Genomic DNA, 16906 nt, shown 5'->3' on the forward strand with positions numbered 1-16906 from the left:
GGAGATCATAAGATCTCCTTGTAGATTAGATTTTTGTTATTATTAGTTATATTCTTACTTATTACCATATTAATCCTATAAGCGAGAAAATAATTTCACTGACTAGTACTAACAACACATTCGTTAAAATCCCTTTAAATGTAGTTTCTTTATGAGGATCTTTAATGAAAATTTTAGTTGAATGATAGACTAGAGGGATAGTAAGTAAGCTTCCTAAAGCAAGCATAGGCATATAGTGCAAGACAATGCTTAGAATTAAAAAGGTATATGCTAAAACGTAATATATGCACAAAATAATTAAAGCGTTTTTGCGGCCAATATAAAATGGGAGAGTTTTACGTCCAATTTTTACATCTTCTTCTACGTCACAAATATTATTGGCTAGCATTACATTAGCAATGACAAATATTGCAGGACAAGCAACTATAATTGCTTTGGCCCAAAATAAATTATCAAAGGGATGAATATTATAAATATTGATATAGAGCCCCAAAAGAGTGATATTATAGCCCATTGTAATCCCAGAAGCTGGTTCACCGAAGGGAGTTTTCAAGATAGGATAGGGACCGCCTGAGTAGCAATAACCAATTAAGTAGCTAAAGAAACCAATTAAAAGAATTATCCAGCCAACTTTAAAGCTTAGTATGATACCAATAGTGGCAGAAACAAGAATTAATAAGATAATTACATTTCTAGCCCATCTTCGGGAAATATTAAACTTTTCTAGAATATTGTTATAACTAATAACGTGATTTTTCTTATAGCGAATATAATCAGTGTATTGATTATGCCCATTAACAGCTAAATGAAAAGAGATTACAGCTAGAAAAAGCCAAAGGCAATAAGCTAAATTAAAATGGTGGTAATAGTAACTAGCCATTAGTGAACCAATAATATATGGTAATGCTGAAATGATAATTGTTTGTATTTGAACAAGTGCGTTAAATTTTTGAATTATAGAATATTTCTTCATAAGTAATCCTCTGAAATAGTGGTTACTTAGAATTATAGTTCAAACTTTACGTTAGTATAAATATAATTTCACTAATAGCGTCACTTGATATTGAAATAGATCCTCTTTTGTTTACATATATTGATTTTAAGCATAACAAAAAGACCAGCGAATTGAAACGTTCACTGGTCTTTTCATTATTTAGCAATCTTATGTACCTTATGTGCAATAACCATTTCTTTATTACGGTCAGTGTAAATTGCATCTTTTAGATAATTTAAAGGTTGTCTCAACAAACCTTTATTAGCTTGGAACAAGAAGTCTGCGTGATGATGGTTTAAATGACGCAGATATCTTTTGGCATTTTTAATCTTAGTATGATGTTCTAAGGCGAGTTTTGGCTCAAAGTCAGTGATTTTGTGCTCAGCATTATATACTGGCTTAACTTTGTGATGCCACTTATCGATATGGTGGGTATTATGTGCACCAATTTCTTTACTTGCCTTAACAATGTCTTTTTTAGTGGCTAGGTTATCTTGATGCTTTAACTGTGAGTTTTTGTCATAGTAGTAATTTCCAAGGCCATCTTGACGATAAAGTTGTAAATTCTTTAATGACTTATCTTTATTATCAACAGTTACCTTTAGAACATCGCCATTTTTATGATTCATAAGATACATATCATGGTCAATTGTGTAATTATCTTTCATGACTAAAATATCCACCTCTTTTATTTATATCTGAATGATATTATAGCTACATTTCGAAAGAAAGTATAGTGATTAACTCAAGGTTTTAAGGAATTATAAATTTAGTTAATCTTTATTAATAATAAAAATGATGGATATACAAAAAACAGTTAGAAATTAATCTAACTGTTTTTAGCGAAAAGTTAAATATAGTAATTATTGATTATTGTTCTTTACCGTCAATAATTACCTTAACGCGTGGATTTTTAGGACTCTTAGCCTTAGAAATAACGCCCTTGTTAACTAAATCTTCAATTTGATCAGGATCATAACCTAACTTAGTCAAAATTTCCTTGTTGTTTTCCCCTAAGTCAGGAGCCTTATCGTAAACTGGCTTGTAGTTTGAAAGAGTAAATGGTAAACCAATAGTCTTAAAGTTGCCACGATTACCACCTTGATCGATAGTAACAATAGCACCATCCTTGTTTAGGTCAGGATCGTTTTCAAGTTCATGCCAGTCAAGAACAGGACCAACAGGAACACCAGCGGCACCAAGTTCTTTAGTTAGAGTGTATTTGTCATATTGCTTAGTGTATTCTTCGATTAGTGGGTAAAGTTCTTCCTTATGTAATTGACGGTGTTGCCAATCAACGAATCTTGGATCAGTTTCCCATTCTGGGTGACCCATTGCTTCACAAAGTTTATCCCACTTCTTATTTTCGTTTTGTACAACAATATAAACATAAGCGTTTGGATCAGTTTCCCAGCCTTTTGCTTTATAAGTCCAGCCGATAACTTGACCACCTTCAGTGTTTTCAGCACGTGGAATGGCTTTACCCCATTTCCAGTCAGGGTAAACGGCATAGTGAGGAAGAGCACCTAAGTTATCTAACATAATTTGATCACGTAATTTAATACGGCAAAGGTTTAATACAGCATCCTGCATTGATTGGTAAACAAAAGTACCTTCGCCAGTATGTTCGCGTTGTAATAAAGCAGCTAAAATACCAATGGTCAAGTGCATACCTGAGTTTGAATCACCTAAAGCAGCTGCTGATTGAGTAGGAACATTATCTTTTCCTTTGTTCCAACCAGTAGCAGAAGCAGCACCACCAGCAGATTGAGCAACTGGTTCGAAGGCCTTAACATTTTCAAAACGTGAGCCTTGGTTAAAACCTTTTAATGAAGCATAAATTAATCTAGGGTTTAATTCATGAAGCTTATCCCAGCCGAAGCCATTTCTATCAGCAGAACCAGGAGCAATATTTTCTACGAATACGTCGGCTTTCTTAATTAAGTCGTACATAATCTTTTTACCTTCTGGAGACTTGATGTCAACAGTTAAAGATTTCTTGTTTGCGTTTAATTGCAAGAAATAAAGGCTCCAAGAATCTTTAATATCAAGTAATTCATTTCTAGTTGGATCACCAGTATTAGTACGTTCAATTTTAATAACTTCAGCACCTAACCATGCTAAAAGTTGTGTACATGAAGGGCCAGATTGTACTTGCGTCCAGTCAATAACCTTAATTCCCTTTAACGGAGCATATTCATTTTGTTCATTTTTTTCGTTTTCACTCATTTTAATTACTCCTTATCAATCTTTTTTTGTTCAGCTTCTTCAAGAGGCTTTAAGTTTAATTCTGGGTTCAAATTACCAATGTGACCTGATTCTTTACCCATTGATGGATCAATTTGAACATTAATGATACTTGGACGACCAGATTCAACAGCTGTAGCAAAAGTATCTTTCATTTCTTGATAATTAGTTACATAGTAGTTGTCACCGCCAAAGGCTTTAGCGATTAGATCATATCTAGCAGTTGGATCAAGGGTAGTTGGACCTAGTTGATCAGGAACTACATTATCAACACCGTTATAGATACCACCATTGTTAATAACAACAACAGTAATAGGTAAGTTGTAGCGGCACATTGTTTCAACATCCATACCGTCAAAACCAAATGCACTGTCTCCATCTAAGGCAACAACATGCTTGCCAGTTTCAATAGCAGTTGCGATAGCATATCCCATGCCAACGCCCATAACTCCCCAAGTACCTGTATCAAGTCTGTGGCGAGGAAGTTTCATACCGATCATGTCACGACCAATATCAAGTGTATTTGCACCTTCACTTACAAGGTAAGTATCTGGATGTTCTTGGAAGTAATCGTTAATAGGTTCAATAGCACCGTAATAGCCAAATTCTGGGTTAGTTTCACCAGCTTTAATTCTCTTAGCAAATTTAGCATCATTCTTAGCAGTGTCTTGAGCAATAGCATCAAGCCAATCAGAAGGTACTTTATAGCCAGTTGCAGTGAGAGCTGGAACTAACTTGTTTAAGATAGAGGTTAAGTCACCTTGTAGTGGAGCAGAGATCTTTTGAGCAGAATCGAATTGAGTTGCATCAATATCTAATTGAATGAATTGAGCATTAGGATTAAATTGTGGTGCATCTCCATAAGAAAGCATCCAGTTCAATCTTGCACCGATTAAAATTACAACATCTGCATTCTTTAATGACAAAGAACGAGCGGCAGCTGCGGAGTGCTTGTCATCATCAGGTACAACACCTTTAGCCATAGACATTGGCAAAAATGGAATATCTGTCTTATTAATTAATTCTTGAACTTGTTTTTCAGTTCTATCATAGGCAGCTCCTTTACCAAGAATAATTAAAGGCTTCTTTGCTTGTTTAATGATATTAACTGCACGATTAATTGCGTCATCACTTGGTTCTTGTAATGGAGCAGGGTCAACTAATTTGTAAACCCCCATATTCTTTTCACCAAGATCGTCATTAAGTTGAGCGATAGTGTCAGCTGGTAAGTCAAGATAAACACCACCTGGTCTACCAGAAACAGCAGTACGAATAGCGCGTGCGACAGCTAAACCAACATCTTGTGCTCTATCAACACGGTAAGCTTTCTTGCAGAATGGCTTAGCTACGTTATATTGATCTAAGCCTTCATAGTCACCTTGAGATAAATCAATAATATGACGTTCTGAAGATCCTGAGATCATAATTAATGGAAAACAGTTTTTAGTAGCTTGAGCTAAGGCAGTTAGTCCATTCAAGAAGCCTGGAGCAGATACAGTCATTGCTACACCAGGTTTTTTGGTTAAAAATCCTGCAGCTGCGGCAGCATTTACGGCTGAGTCTTCGCGACGAAAGCCATAATATTTCATTCCTCTTAATTCAGCTAATCTTGCTAAATCTGTAATTGGAATCCCCACAACTCCGTATAGGTTATTAATACCATTTTTTTGTAAAGCGTCAATTAATAAACTGGCACCGGTTCTATTTAAAGAGTCATCTACCATAACGTAACCTCCATGGTAACGATAGTTATTATCTTAGTAGAGCGCTATTCCTCCATATCGAATGCGTTCACCTAATTTATAGACTTTTTTGATTTTTTTAGCAAGAGAAAAGTTTTAAAAAAACTTTTGTATCAGCATAAAAAGCGCTTTCTTAATAAGATATATATTCAAAAAACTACTATAAAATTAATTCCAGATATGGCATGTAATGAATGGAAATTAAAAATAACTAATTTAATCGAATTGAAAAACTTTTTGCTTGCTAATATTTGTATTAAGTTTATATTTAAGATGTGATGAAAAGAATTTCATCGGGAATATTAGACTGATCGAATTATAAGCGGGGTATTAAAGATGGTTAGTATCTTAATCAATGATATAATCCCAATTTTGGTGATTATGTTACTAGGTTATCTCTGCGGAAAGTTTTACTTTTTTGATAATGATCAGAGACAAGGACTAAACAAATTAGTTCTTGATATCGCATTACCAGCAGCTTTATTTATTTCAATTGTTAAAGCTACCAGAAAAATGTTTGCGCAAGATATCGTATTAACGTTAATTTCCATTGTTGGTGTTGTTGGACTCTTTATGCTAAGTTACTACTTAGATAAATTGTTTTTTCACAGAACTACTCAACAAGCTGCGGTTTGTGCGTTAATTGCTGGTTCGCCAACAATTGGTTTCCTAGGTTTTGCTGTTTTGGATCCTATATATGGTAATAATGCAACGACTAACTTAGTTATTGGTATTGTATCCATTGTAGTTAATGCAATTACTATTCCTTTAGGATTAGCACTAATTAATAAAGGACAGGCAGCTACTAAGAAGCAGGCAATTTCTGACCCCAATAATAAGGGAACAAAAATAGAAGTAGAGGATATAAAAGGCAAAGGCATAAAGAAAACTAAAAAGAAGGTTATGGTGACTATTCCTGATGGTATTCCAGTTACTGATGCTGAAGCAAAGGCCTTGAAGGAAAAAGGGATAGAGCGTGAAATTGACTTGGCGCGAGCTGAAATTGCTGACCATGCAGCTGAGCCTCATCAGTCCATGAATCCAACTTTGAAGTCTGTTATTAATGCGATTAAGCAACCTGTTGCTGCTGCTCCATTGATTGCGGTTATTTTGGTTTTAATAGGTATTAGAATTCCAAATTCTTGGGCTCCAACTTTTGATTTAATTGCTAAGGCCAATGCTGGTGTTGCTGTATTAGCAGCTGGGTTGGCATTATCTACAGTTAAGTTTTCAATTGATAAAGAAGTTATATGGAATACATTTTTCAGATTATTCTTAACACCTGCAGTAATTGTTGCAGCTGCTTATATCTGTGGTATGGGCTCTGATCCTACTAAGATTTCAATGCTGTGTTTGGCAACTGGCTTGCCACCAGCATTTTCGGGAATTATTATTTCTAGCCGCTACAACATTTATGTTAAGGAAGGTGCAAGTTCAGTCGCAGTTTCTACTGTATTCTTCGCAGTAAGCTGTATCTTCTGGATTTGGCTATTACCAATCTTGGCACATATGTTCTAAATGAAATTTTGTATATAACCTAAGAGACAGGAAATTAACCTGTCTCTTTTTGTTAGGAATTAAAGATGATTGATAATAAAAATTTGCTGAAGCTCTTGCGATCAGAACTTAGAAAAATGAATGATAGTGAAAAAATTAAATTTTTAACTTATAAAAAAGATCGTAGTATTATTGTGGAAAAGACTGGGAATAGGTTTGAAGTAATAGAAGATGGTTATCGCAAAATTGTTTGGGATGATCTCACTGAAGTGGAAACTTTAAAAAGAGTAAAAAAATTACAGAAAATAGAGTTTCCTAGGAGTAATAAATTATATTTAGCTAAAGAAAAGTAGAAAAGCCAGGCTTTGAAAGCCTGGCTTTTCTACGCTATTTAATTTTGATATCGCCGTCTTGTGTAGAAGCCGTTAATACATTAGAGCTATTTGGGTTTTCAACGAAGAAGTCATTAGAAGAGCGATTCTTAACTTTAATATCACCGTCACTTATATTTAGTTTATAACCAGTAAAACTAGATAGAGTTATCTTTATATCACCATCATCTGTGTTAACTTTAAAGCCATTTTTGCTACTTAATTTGTTAATTTTGATATCACCATCGTTTGTATTAATTTTTCCACTTGGAGCTTTTAGGTTATTAATATCAATATCGCCATCATTTGTATCAATAGATATTGAATTGGTAGTTGCAATATTTTCAACTTCAATATCGCCGTCATTAGTGGATAAAGTCATATCTTTCAAAAGCCGCTTAGGTATCGTAATGGTAATTATAGGATCCCCATTAACATGGTGGACACCAGAAGCCGATTGTTTAATAGTTAATATACCGTTTTTTCTATTAACAGTTGGTTTTAAATTTTTAGGGCCAGCATATTCGACTTTATATTTATCTCCGTATTTAACAGAAATAGCAGAAATAGCTGCCGAAACTGCAAGTTTATTGAAACCTTGATTACTGATCGTGGTTTTTATTTCTGGTTTACTATCATTATGGTCTGAAACAATAATACTACAGGCTGAAAGTAGGATTACTAGTGAAGATAATAAGGGTATTAAGATAAACTTTTTATTATTATTTTTCATAATAAACTCCTAAGATAATAGTTAGATTTAATTATCTTATATTTACTAAATGAAGTAAATTCAAATGAAAAGTAGGGGGATTAAGTTAATGAAAAAATTACCACCAATTCAAAAAATCTTAGAAGCTTATACCGCAATTGTGGATAATCATGTACATTTGACTGTAGGTCAGGCAGAAGTAAGTTCATCTAATGAAGCAAAGAGATATACAGTAATCTGGGATAATGATGTCTATCGTTCAAATGATAATGCGACTTATTGGCAAGGCTATGCAGGCTATCCTGTGATTGCAGTTTTGATGCTACAAGGAAAATTACCGTATGACCAAAAATTAGCGGAAAATTTTAAAGCGGTTGATTGGAACACAATAAATAAAAAATATAAACGTAACTATGAAGAAGCAGCCACTGAAGTTATTAAAGAAAAAGGACTTAAAGAAAATGAAGTAATGGCGGAGCTTGGGGCTGTTTATGAAGATTTGAAAAAGTTACCAATTATAATTAAGCGTGGGTCTCTTAGACCGCCTAAAGATAGAAAATAATTAAGGATTAGCTTTTAATTACAGTTGCTTAAATATATTACTGAATAGTCTATTTTACATGGGATAAAGTTTTGATTATTAATTTTTCTATTCTACTCCTTATTTTCTATCCAGTTCTTATATATTTGAATTAGATCTGTATTAATAGGATCTTTATCAGCTTTAGGGTTACCTTGATTTTTAACCATGATCATTCCTGCCAAAACGTTAGGATCATCGGGAAAATCTGGTCGATCATTAGCAATGACAATATTAGTAGGATAACCATAGCCAGCATTACGTTTTTCTTTTAAATAACAACGGCAGTTTATTTCAAGTTTTGTTCCTGGATTTAATATTCCTAGGCTTTTAAATCCTTTAGTTAAATTGAATAATAAGTATTCTGGTAATTTTAAATCTATATTACTCAGATCCTTACAATCTTTCATGTATACTACAGGACGATAATAAAATGTTCCATTGCTATCAACGCTTTGTTGAACACCGTAGCGATGAAATGTTCCGATAACTTTAACACTTTCGTAAGTTCCTTGCATATTATGTTTCCTCTTTATCTTTTTAGATTTATTTTTCACATTATTATATACGCAAAGAATACTAATAATTTTTTATTAATTTTTGTAAAAATATTTAGTTTATATTCCCCGAAAATAAAAGCTGGGAGAAGATAATATTCTAGATCATAAAAAAACGTTGAGCATAAAACTCAACGTTTTTTTACAAATTAATCAAGTAAATCGTATTTCAAAGTCATTAATCCATGACCTTCATTTACCATATTACCTAGTAATTCAACAGTGTTGTTGTAGACAACATCAGCCATCTTTTGGTTTGCTTCATTAAGCTTATCTTGAAGTTCGTCGCCAGAGTATTTTTTGGCTTCTTTATCAGTTTCATGTTGGATTTTATGGCACTGTGCAAGACTCTTTTGTTCAAAATCAGCTTCTAATTCACCATAAACGCGGAAATTGGTGTCACCTAATTGTGCAGTTAATTTGTTTAACCAGAAAATTTTGTTTAAGTTAAATTTAGGACCAGTTTGAAAGCTTGCAGGAGTAGTGGTGATATTAGTATAGAAAGGAACCATGCTATTAAAGGTATTTGGACCGAATGCTAACCATTGAACACCGGCGATTTTTTCTGGAACATCATTTCTAATTTGTAAAATATGGGTCTCAAAGTTTCTATTAATACCAATTGGACGGAAGGTCTTCTTTTGTTCGGCATTTCCTTGATCACCGTATGCATCAAAAGGAGTGTCTTGGTAGTGGGAACTTTCTGCCCATTTAATATCTTCAATGCTGATTTTACGGTTAGCATGGCAAATGAATGGCTGATCTTGATCGCTTGGTTCACCGCCAAATTCAGGATCAAAGTAGTTGTGAATGTACCAAGCACGAGGGTTATTGTAGTGAGCGTCTTTGATTGTTGATGAACCAAAGATATGACGTAAATTGTAGCCTTCAAGATCTGGATTTAAGTGGTATTCTTCAATTAAATCTTTGAGATCCTTGGACGATGCAAAGTCATCGTCATCAAAGTAGAATTCATCAATGTTTAAACGGTTAGGTGCAATTACGTAAGCATCATCTGGGATGCGACGAGCTGCCCAGTGGTGGCCACCAATAGTTTCAAGATACCAAATTTCATTTTTATCAGAAAATGCCATACCGTTCATTTCATAGGTACCGTATTTTTCAAGTAAGTAACCTACACGTTCAACACCTTCGTATGCAGAATGAATGTAAGGCAAGGTCAGAGTGACAAAGTCTTCTTCACCTAAACCACCTTCTTCAAGCAAGGGATCGATTCCTTGAATACGTGAGTTAGTAGTAATTGTTTCAGTTGCAGTCATAGCAATATTATCTGAGTTGATACCAGCAGCTGCCCAGATTCCATTTTCACCAGATGCATCAGGTGCACTAGTGTAGCGGAGAGGGTTAGGAAGAAGATCTTCGTCATCAATTTTTTGGTGGCTAATTACGCTTTCGTAGTGCTTAGGTTGATCTTTTGGCATTACAACGTCGAATCTTTCAGGAATAATAGTACGACCGCCATCTTCACTCCGTGCAATCATGGTTGAGCCATCAATAGTTGCATCTTTTCCGACTAAGATAGTAGTACATTCGGTTTGCTTCATTAGAAAAAACTCCTTTTCTATTAACGTATTTATTTATATTTTAAAAGATCTTTCTAATGTAAAGCAAACCTTGAGACTAAATTTACTGTAAATATACGGTATAATTTGATTAAAACTAAAATAATCTGAAAGCATGGGAGGAATTAATCGATGAATTATGGAGAAAAGGCACCAGTACTTTGGGATGCAATTAAGAATGAAGAAAAAAGACAAGAAAATACTATCGAGTTAATTGCATCAGAAAATATTGTTTCCGATGCTGTCAGAGAGGCACAAGGATCTGTTTTAACAAATAAGTATGCAGAAGGCTATCCTGGCAAGCGGTACTATGGTGGTTGTCAGTATATTGATCAAGTAGAACAATTAGCGATTGATTATGCTAAAAAATTATTTAATGCTAAATACGCAAATGTTCAGCCACATTCTGGTTCACAAGCTAATATGACAGTTTATAATGCTTTGCTAAAGCCGGGAGACACAATTTTAGGCATGGGAATGGATGCTGGCGGTCACTTAACTCATGGCTCAAAAGTTAATTTTTCAGGTAAGATTTTTAATTCTGTTAGCTATGACTTAAACCCTGAAACTGAAGAATTAGATTTTGAAAAAATTAGACGAATTGCGTTGGATAATAAACCTAAGCTAATTATTGCTGGAGCTTCTGCATATAGCAGAATTATTGACTGGCAAAAGTTTCGTGAAATTGCGGATGAAGTTGGAGCTTACTTAATGGTAGATATGGCGCACATTGCAGGCCTAGTTGCTACTGGCGTACATCCAAGTCCAATTCCAATTGCTGATGTGGTTACTACAACTACTCATAAAACTTTACGCGGACCACGGGGTGGAATGATTTTATCTAATAATAAAGAATTAGGTAAAAAGATTGATTCTGCTCTTTTCCCAGGTACTCAAGGTGGTCCATTAGAACACGTAATTGCAGCAAAGGCCCAAGCCTTCTATGAAGACTTACAACCAGAGTTTTCTAATTATATTGAGCAAGTAATAAAAAATGCCCAAGCTATGGCAGTAGAATTTAAGAAGAGTGAAAAGATTCGCGTCGTCTCTGGTGGAACCGATAACCATTTAATGATTATTGACATTACTAAAACTGGTGTGACAGGAAAAGATGCACAGAATTTACTTGATTCAGTAAATATTACGACTAACAAAGAATCAATTCCTGGTGACAAGAGAAGTCCATTTATTACTAGTGGTTTGAGAATTGGAACACCAGCAATAACTAGTCGTGGATTTAAAAAAAATGATGCAAGAGAAGTTGCTAAAATTATTATTAAGGTTTTAGACAATCCTGAAGATAAAAATGTACTAGCGGAAATTAAAAGTAGTGTTAAGAGCTTAGTAGATAAGCATCAAATTAAATAAGCGAAAGCAATTAGTCAGATGATTGGCTAATTGCTTTTTTGTGACTATACTATGTTTAGTTAACGTTTATTAAAAAGGGATGATCAAAATGGCAAGTATTCGTGATATAGCGAAAATGGCCGGAGTTTCTCCAGCAAGTGTTTCAAGAATCTTAAACAATGATTCAAGTTTTAGTATTAATAAAAATACTAGGGCGCGAGTAATTGAAATTGCTAATCGAGTGCAGTATTCAAAGAAAAAGAGTGAACGTGGTCCAAAGAGCGCAGGTAAAAAGATGACTATCGGCCTAATTTTGCGTCATGATGCCAAGACTGAATTAAGTGATCCTTACTTTCATGAAATACATGAGGGAATTGAAGAAGAAGCTGCTAAGTGGAGGCTACATGTTGAAGTAGCCTTTACCATGCATGAAAAAAATAAAGATTGGGCAAGCTTAAGTGCATATGGAGCGGTCATTATGGTTGGAGAAATGACTGCTGATGCAATTTCTCAAGTGAAAAAATACAACCAAAATTTAATTTTGATAGATGCTACGCCAAAAGATCCAAATATTAGTTATATTTGTAATGATTTTGTTGAAAAAACATATGAGATATTGAATTATCTTTATTCTTTAGGACATAGAAATATAGCTTATATTGGCGGTAGATCAAGTATTGTTGATAAAGAAGGAAAGACTATTTACCAAGCTGGCGATGCTCGCGCAAATGCCTACCATAATTGGATGAAGATAAAGGGTTTAATGGAATTTGACCAAGCTTTTATTACTAATTGGTCTACTAAAGAAGGTTTGCAGTCAGCAGAAAAAGTTTTAGAGTTAAAGTCGCGCCCATCGGCAGTTGTTGTTGGTAGCGATCCAATGGCTTTAGGTGTTTATAAAGCTTTTAGCAATCATCAGGTAAGCATACCAAATGACATATCAATAGTAAGTTTTGATGATGTTGAGATGACCCAATATCTGACTCCGACCTTGTCGAGTGTCTATATTAATGCTGATGAAATGGGAAAACTGGGTGTAAGATTAGCTAAAAGTATGATTAGTGAAGAAATAGGAGCTAGCATTACTGTTACTGTGCATAGTCAGTTAAAAATTAGAGAATCTATTGCAAAGAAAAAATAATTTTTATTATCCTCTTGTGTAAACATTTACTAAACATATATAGTTATAATTGTAAACGGTTACAGATGATGGAGGAACAAAAATGAAAAAATTCCTAGATTGGATGCAGAAAAAACTAGTACCACTAGCAAGTATGCTCGGAAAAAATAAATACTTAACAAGTTTGCGTGATGGGATGATGATTGCCTTTCCAGCAACAATGTTTGGGGCAATTATGGTAATTTTACAAAATCTTCCTCAAACTTTTGGATTCGCTAAGTTTTTGTCACCTGGTGTTTTAAAATTCTTCAATGATTTCTTTGCACCGGTTGGAAATGCAACGATGAATATTTCTGCAATGTTTATTGCTTTTGGTGTTGCTTATCAATTAGCCGGACACTATAAACAATCAAAGGTTTTTGCAGGTGCAATTTCATTATCATGTTTCTTAATGATGACTTTAGTGGGTACTGATAAAACCCAAGGAGCATTTTTCCCAATTACTCAGTTGGGTGCCCAAGGGATGTTTGTGGCTATTATAACAGCTCTCGTTTCAAGTGAAATTTATTGTCATATTAGTATGGCAAACATCACCATTAAGTTACCTGATTCAGTTCCACCAATGATTGGTCAATCATTCGTAGCAATTATTCCAGGTGCAGTTCCCTTATTGCTTGCTAATATTATTCGCTATGTCTTTACTTTCACACCATACAAGGATGCAATTGACTTTATTTATAAAGTATTGCAACAACCACTTATGGGGTTAGGAGATACATTGCCAGCAGTTTTAATTGCAGTTTTCTTTACTCAATTGTTCTGGTGGTTTGGAATTCACGGTACTTTGCTTGTAAATTCAATTATTCAGCCAATTATGGATTCTTTGGCATTGCAGAACTATAACGCTTATCGTAATGGAGTTGCTTCAGCACACTTACCACATATTATTAACACTACTTTTATGGGTGTCTTTGTTTGCCAAGGATTACAATTAGGTGTTGCTTTACTCTTTGCCTTTTGGCTAGGAAGATCAGCACGGATGAAGACAACAATGAAGACTGTTTTAGTCCCATCGATCTTTAACGTTTCTGAACCTATGACTTATGGACTACCTGTTGTGTTGAACCCTGTGATCTTTATACCATGGATTTTAGCACCAATGGCTTCAACTGCTATTTCATATTTTGCAATAGCAATGGGCTTAGTACCACGTCCAATCGGTGCAACAGTTGTTTGGTCAACGCCGATCTTTATTTCAGGCTGGCTAGGAACAGGCTCAATTGCAGGAGCGATTTTGCAGATTATCGATGTAGTTGTGATGACTTTGATTTTTATTCCATTTATGAAAGCATTAGACAAGTCATATCTTGTAGAAGAAAATAAAGCAGCAATTAATAAGTAGAAGTGTGAAAAATAATGAGACTTGATACATTAACATATACTTATCATTATAAGGCTCCCAAAAGTAAGTTATATCAGACTTTGATGGAGACACAACTTCAATATTTTAAAGCACATAATAAAAAGATACAGCAGCTTCATGAAGGAGACCGGATAACTACTAATCTAAAGACTAAGTTACAGAAACTAGATTCTGTGACTACAATGGAAATTAGTAAAATTGTTCCTGAGAAATTTTTTCAATTAGTTACCCAGCAACCTGATAACCATAATATTACTCAAACTTTTGAATTTAGAAGAGATAAAGCAGGAAAAGAAGAACTAATATATTCAGAAAAAACGCAGTTAAACAATGCAAGAGGATATAGTTTCTTTTTCTTAACAGCTGTTTTATATAAGTACTTCTATAATCGTGGGATGAAGAAAAAGATGCAATATTTAGATGATTTAGCTCTTGGTAAGGTTGAGACAAATGATTGATGTAATTGATAATAAATACTTTTATTTGCATAACAAGGAAGTTTCTTACTTATTTGACTTATTACCTAACCAGCAATTAGAGCATTTATATTATGGCGAAGATTTAGGTGAGTTATCTGGTGAAGATTTAGACTATATATCCCTTCACCCAAATAAAGCTTCGGGAACAGTAAAATATTCAAAAAAAATAAAAAACTTTACACTAGCTGATCGAATGCAGGAGTTTCCAACATACGGTACAAGCGACTTTCGTGAAGGCGCCATAAGTATTGAATACCAAGATGAGTATTTATATCCTGATTTTAAATATGATCATTTTAAAATCACAACTGGAAAGCGAAGAAGTTTAGATTTTCCCGCTTCATATGGAAAGGATAGCGAAAATCTAACTATCTATTTAATCGATAGTGAGCGGCAATTAGAATTGCAACTATCTTATAGTATTTTCGAAAATTTGTCTGCGATAGTACGTAAGGCAACTATTATTAATCGAAGTAAGCGAGATATTAAAATCACAAACTTGCAAAGTGCAGTTCTTGACTTACCAAGTGATAATTATGACTTTCTTCAGCTGTCTGGTGCCTGGATAAAAGAAAGGCATATAGTGCGTCGACCTTTAACGCAAGGTATCGCGAAAGCTGAATCTCTTCGGGGAGCGTCAAGTCATCAGGAGAATCCCTTCATTGCTCTTGTGGATAAAGATGTAACAAATGATAATGGAAATATTTACGCTAGTAATTTGATTTATTCTGGTAATTTTATCAGTCAGGTAGAGGTTGATGAATGGGGACAAAGTCGCTTGATGACAGGAATTAATCCTGCGACCTTTACTTGGAAATTGAGCCAAAATCAAGTGTTTTCTACACCAGAAGCTGTCTTATTTTACAGTAATCAAGGTTTTAATGGCTTAATGAAACAGACCCATAATTTTGTTAAAAAGCATATTATTGATCAAAAATGGCAAAAGCAAGATCGACCGATTGTGGTTAATAATTGGGAAGCAACTTATTTTGATTTTAATGAAGCTAAATTACTGAATCTTGCCAAAGAAGCTAAAAATCTTGGGATTGAGTGTTTTGTTCTTGATGATGGATGGTTTGGCACACGGAATAGCGATAATAGTTCATTAGGGAATTGGACTGTGGATAAGAAAAAGTTTCCTCGAGGATTAGATCATTTTAGTACACAGGTGCATAAGCTGGGGATGAAATTTGGGTTATGGTTTGAACCAGAAATGGTTTCAGCAGATACTGACTTGTACAAATTCCATCCCGATTGGGTCGTTCGACATCCTTATGGTCGCTTCTCAGTAGGGAGAAGTCAGTATGTACTGGATTTTGCTAACCCAGAAGTCATTAACAATATCTATAATCAGATGGAAAAGGTAATTGAAAAAGCTCATGTTGACTATATTAAATGGGATATGAATCGAAATATTACTGAAGCCTATTCCCCCTACTTAAAGAAAATCGGCCTTGGTCAGGGTGAATTTTTCCACAGATATATTCAAGGAGTTTATAAGTTATATGCAAAGTTATTAACACGTTTTCCAAACTTGTTGATAGAAGGCTGCGCTAGCGGTGGTGGTCGTTTTGATTTAGGTATTTTATTTTATAGTCCGCAAATTTGGCCAAGTGATGATAGTGATGCAGTTGAAAGACTAGATATTATGTCGGGAACTTTACTTGCGTACCCATTATCTACTTTTAGTAATCATGTTTCACAGGTTCCAAACGATCAGGTAAAAAGAATAACAAGTTTGAAGTTTAGGCAGAATCTTGATTGTTTTGGTCCTTTAGGATATGAATTAGATTTAAATAAATTATCGTTAGAAGAAAAGATTCAAATTAAAGACGAGATAAAATGGTATAAGAAAAACCGTAAGCTACTAGTTAACGGCAATTTCGATCAATTGTTGAAATTTGATCCTTCTCAAAACACTTATGCATGGAGTGTAAGCGACAATAATAGCCAAATTATTGGATTCTATCGTAAACTTGCGCGTCCTAATGAAACTTTAGATCAATATCTCCCTCTTAAACATTTAAAATTTCAGCAGCAATATTTGATTAATCAAACGCAAATAGTATCAGGCAAAGTTTTACAGAGCTTTGGATTACGAGAACCATATCAATTCAATGCTTCAAATCCTAATACGGCACAAGTTAGTGGCGACTTTCAATCTTATCTTTATCAAATAAAGGCTATTGACAGAAAAAACTAAGCCCATTACAATATAATTAAATTTTTTGAGGAGTACTTAATTATGAATACA

The 16906-nt window shown here is 34.3% G+C and carries 15 protein-coding genes; 8 read left to right on the plus strand and 7 right to left on the minus strand.

Annotated features, from left to right (window positions below):
* Positions 1 to 61: 61 nt before the first annotated feature.
* The 4 genes from QM512_RS09745 to oxc form a co-directional block, all read right to left on the minus strand.
* The gene (locus tag QM512_RS09745; RefSeq protein WP_282805474.1) at positions 62 to 973 is read right to left on the minus strand and encodes a prenyltransferase; all 912 of its coding nucleotides are present in this window, start codon (positions 971 to 973) and stop codon (positions 62 to 64) included.
* Between the two features lie 176 nt (positions 974 to 1149).
* The gene (locus tag QM512_RS09750) at positions 1150 to 1662 is read right to left on the minus strand and encodes a hypothetical protein (RefSeq protein WP_282805475.1); all 513 of its coding nucleotides are present in this window, start codon (positions 1660 to 1662) and stop codon (positions 1150 to 1152) included.
* Between the two features lie 202 nt (positions 1663 to 1864).
* Positions 1865 to 3223 (minus strand): formyl-CoA transferase, encoded by a 1359-nt coding sequence (frc, locus tag QM512_RS09755; protein WP_282805476.1) that lies wholly within the window; start codon positions 3221 to 3223, stop codon positions 1865 to 1867.
* A 5-nt stretch (positions 3224 to 3228) separates the two neighbouring features.
* Complete coding sequence (gene oxc, locus QM512_RS09760; protein WP_282805477.1) at positions 3229 to 4965, minus strand: oxalyl-CoA decarboxylase; 1737 nt, start codon at positions 4963 to 4965, stop codon at positions 3229 to 3231.
* Positions 4966 to 5319: 354 nt separating this feature from the next.
* Between oxc and QM512_RS09765 the strand changes: the two genes are divergently transcribed.
* Entirely contained in the window at positions 5320 to 6501 is a 1182-nt protein-coding gene (locus QM512_RS09765; protein ID WP_282805478.1) for an AEC family transporter, read from the plus strand.
* Positions 6502 to 6566: 65 nt separating this feature from the next.
* Positions 6567 to 6833 (plus strand): hypothetical protein, encoded by a 267-nt coding sequence (locus QM512_RS09770; RefSeq protein ID WP_282805479.1) that lies wholly within the window; start codon positions 6567 to 6569, stop codon positions 6831 to 6833.
* Positions 6834 to 6867: 34 nt separating this feature from the next.
* Here QM512_RS09770 and QM512_RS09775 read toward each other — a convergent pair whose 3' ends face one another.
* Entirely contained in the window at positions 6868 to 7584 is a 717-nt protein-coding gene (locus QM512_RS09775; RefSeq protein ID WP_282805480.1) for a DUF4097 family beta strand repeat-containing protein, read from the minus strand.
* An 88-nt stretch (positions 7585 to 7672) separates the two neighbouring features.
* On the opposite strand from QM512_RS09775, the gene QM512_RS09780 reads away from it, so the two are divergent.
* On the plus strand, positions 7673 to 8125 hold the full coding sequence (locus QM512_RS09780) for a hypothetical protein (RefSeq protein WP_282805481.1): 453 nt from the start codon (positions 7673 to 7675) through the stop codon (positions 8123 to 8125).
* A 92-nt stretch (positions 8126 to 8217) separates the two neighbouring features.
* On the opposite strand, the gene QM512_RS09785 is transcribed toward QM512_RS09780, so the two are convergent.
* Positions 8218 to 8661, minus strand: a complete 444-nt coding sequence (locus QM512_RS09785; protein ID WP_282805482.1) for a hypothetical protein — start codon at positions 8659 to 8661, stop codon at positions 8218 to 8220.
* Between the two features lie 188 nt (positions 8662 to 8849).
* A complete protein-coding gene (locus tag QM512_RS09790; RefSeq protein WP_282805483.1) occupies positions 8850 to 10265 on the minus strand; it encodes a C69 family dipeptidase in 1416 nt (471 codons plus the stop codon).
* A gap of 150 nt (positions 10266 to 10415) precedes the next feature.
* Between QM512_RS09790 and glyA the strand changes: the two genes are divergently transcribed.
* The 5 genes from glyA to QM512_RS09815 all read left to right on the plus strand — a co-directional run bounded on the left by glyA (position 10416) and on the right by QM512_RS09815 (position 16855).
* Complete coding sequence (gene glyA, locus QM512_RS09795; RefSeq protein WP_282805484.1) at positions 10416 to 11651, plus strand: serine hydroxymethyltransferase; 1236 nt, start codon at positions 10416 to 10418, stop codon at positions 11649 to 11651.
* 88 nt (positions 11652 to 11739) lie between these two features.
* On the plus strand, positions 11740 to 12771 hold the full coding sequence (locus QM512_RS09800) for a LacI family DNA-binding transcriptional regulator (protein ID WP_282805485.1): 1032 nt from the start codon (positions 11740 to 11742) through the stop codon (positions 12769 to 12771).
* Between the two features lie 82 nt (positions 12772 to 12853).
* Complete coding sequence (locus tag QM512_RS09805) at positions 12854 to 14152, plus strand: PTS sugar transporter subunit IIC (RefSeq protein ID WP_282805486.1); 1299 nt, start codon at positions 12854 to 12856, stop codon at positions 14150 to 14152.
* Positions 14153 to 14166: 14 nt separating this feature from the next.
* Complete coding sequence (locus QM512_RS09810) at positions 14167 to 14631, plus strand: hypothetical protein (RefSeq protein WP_282805487.1); 465 nt, start codon at positions 14167 to 14169, stop codon at positions 14629 to 14631.
* Positions 14624 to 16855 (plus strand): alpha-galactosidase, encoded by a 2232-nt coding sequence (locus QM512_RS09815; RefSeq protein WP_282805488.1) that lies wholly within the window; start codon positions 14624 to 14626, stop codon positions 16853 to 16855. The genes QM512_RS09810 and QM512_RS09815 overlap by 8 nt, the downstream gene beginning before the upstream one ends.
* Positions 16856 to 16906 lie beyond the last annotated feature (51 nt).

The sequence above is a fragment of the Lactobacillus isalae genome, from assembly GCF_947539375.1.
Classification (GTDB): Bacteria; Bacillota; Bacilli; order Lactobacillales; family Lactobacillaceae; genus Lactobacillus; species Lactobacillus isalae.